The following is a 1,971-nucleotide window of genomic DNA, read 5'->3' on the forward strand; positions in this document are numbered from 1 at the left end:
CTACGACGGCAGCCGCGAGGGCGCCTTCATCCCGCCGATCCTGCTTGCGAGCGACGACGACGTCGACGACGGCGCAGCGCCCGCCTCGGCGCCGTCACCCGTGAGTACCACCGCTGACCCCACGGCCACCCCCGCCATGGATGCGGTCTCCGGGCGCGTCGTCGCCCCCGCCGGCGCCGCAGCGCCCAATGGCGCCTCCGTCGGCGCCGCGCACACCAAGGCAGTCAATGCTCGGGCCCAGGCCCGCCCCCACCCGTCCGCCCAGGAGGAGCACGTGGAAGCCCCCGTCATTTCTGGCATCGCTCACGACCGCAGCCAGGACAAGATCACCCTCGTCGGCGTGCCCGACGTCCCCGGCGCCGCAGCGCGCATCTTCGAGATCGTCGCCCGCACCGACACCAACATCGACATGATCGTGCAGGACGTGTCCGCGGAGGGCACCGGCCTGACCAACATCTCCTTCACCTGCCCCGACGGCGACTCCGCCGCCGCCCGCGCCGCCCTCGAGGACGCGCAGGATGAGCTCGGCTTTAAGACGCTGCACTTCAACCCCAACATCGGCAAGCTCTCCCTGGTGGGCGCCGGCATGCGCTCCCACCCGGGCGTATCCGCCAAGCTCTTCGGCGCGCTGAGCGAGGCCGGGATCAACATCGACATGATTTCCACCTCCGAGATCCGCATCTCGGTCGTGGTTGACGACGCCGTGCTCGACGAGGCCGTGCGCGCCGTCCACTCCGCCTTCGGCCTCGACGCCCAGGCCGCCGAGGCGGTCGTCTACGGAGGGACCGGACGATGAACGACGAGAACCGCAACAATGCCCAGGCCGCCCCGGAGCCGGAGTCCCGGCCCGCGGGGGATGCCCGCGTGACGGGCGCCGTCCCCGAGGGCACCTACTCCGGTCCCACGGACGGCGTGAGCGTCGCCGTCGTCGGCGCCACCGGCCAGGTGGGGCGCGTCATGCTGACCATGCTCGCCCAGCGCGATTTCCCCGCCCGTTCCATCCGCCTGTTCTCCTCGGCCCGCTCCGCCGGGAAGGTCGTCGACTTCCGCGGCACGCAGGTGGAGGTGGAGGATGTGGCCACCGCCGACTTCTCCGGCATCGACGTCGCCATCTTCTCCGCAGGCGCGACCGCCTCGCGCGAGTACGCGCCCCGGTTCGCGGCGGCGGGCGCCGTCGTCGTCGACAACTCCTCCGCGTGGCGCAAGGACCCGCGGGTGCCGCTCGTGGTGGCCGAGGTCAACCCCGAGGCGCTCGCCGACCGGCCCAAGGGCATCATCGCCAACCCCAACTGCACCACCATGGCCATCATGCCGGCCCTCAAGGTGCTGCACGACGCCGCCGGGCTCAAGCGGTTCATCGCCTCCACCTACCAGGCCGTCTCCGGCTCCGGGCGCGCCGGCGTGGCCGAGCTGGCCGGGCAGGTACGCACCGTCGTCGAGCAGGGGCAGGATCTTGAGGCCCTGGCCCTGGACGGGCGGGCCGTCACCTTCCCTGAGCCGAATGTGTACGTGGACACGATCGCCTTCAATGCGGTCGCCTGGGCCGGGAACGACGCCGGCGACGGCTCCGGGGAGACCGACGAGGAGCAGAAGCTGCGCAACGAGTCCCGCAAGATCCTGGGGATTCCCGACCTGCGCGTGTCCGGCACCTGCGTGCGCATCCCCGTGTTCTCCGGGCACGGCGTCAGCGTGAGCGCCGAGTTCGAGCGTCCCCTCAGCCCCGAGCGGGCCATCGAGCTGCTGCGTGCGGCCCCCGGCGTCACCTACGACGACGTGCCCAGCCCGCTCAAGGGCGTGGGCCGCGACGGCACCTTCGTCGGCCGCGTGCGCGCCGACCAGGCCTGGGATGAGGGCCACGGAATCGCGCTGTTCGCGGTGGGCGACAACCTGCGCAAGGGCGCCGCTCTCAACGCCGTCCAGCTGGCCGAGCTCGTCGCCGCCGAACTGCGCACACGCTGAGCCGCCCCACCC

At 72.2% G+C, this 1,971-nt stretch carries 2 protein-coding genes; both read left to right on the forward strand.

Features of this window, described 5'->3' with window-relative positions; translation table 11 throughout:
- Positions 1 to 796, forward strand: a 796-nt coding sequence (locus RWX45_RS07555; RefSeq protein ID WP_316023122.1) for an ACT domain-containing protein, incomplete at its 5' end; no start/stop codon positions are given.
- The gene (locus RWX45_RS07560; protein ID WP_316023123.1) at positions 793 to 1,959 is read left to right on the forward strand and encodes an aspartate-semialdehyde dehydrogenase; all 1,167 of its coding nucleotides are present in this window, start codon (positions 793 to 795) and stop codon (positions 1,957 to 1,959) included. The genes RWX45_RS07555 and RWX45_RS07560, both read left to right, overlap by 4 nt.
- Positions 1,960 to 1,971 lie beyond the last annotated feature (12 nt).

The organism is Actinomyces sp. MRS3W, from assembly GCF_032465695.1.
In the GTDB taxonomy this organism is placed as follows: domain Bacteria; phylum Actinomycetota; class Actinomycetes; order Actinomycetales; family Actinomycetaceae; genus Actinomyces.

Excerpts from the sequence above, each read along its gene's own strand:
- RWX45_RS07560 (WP_316023123.1), top strand. The coding sequence starts at position 793 with ATGAACGACGAGAACCGCAACAATGCCCAGGCCGCCCCGGAGCCGGAG.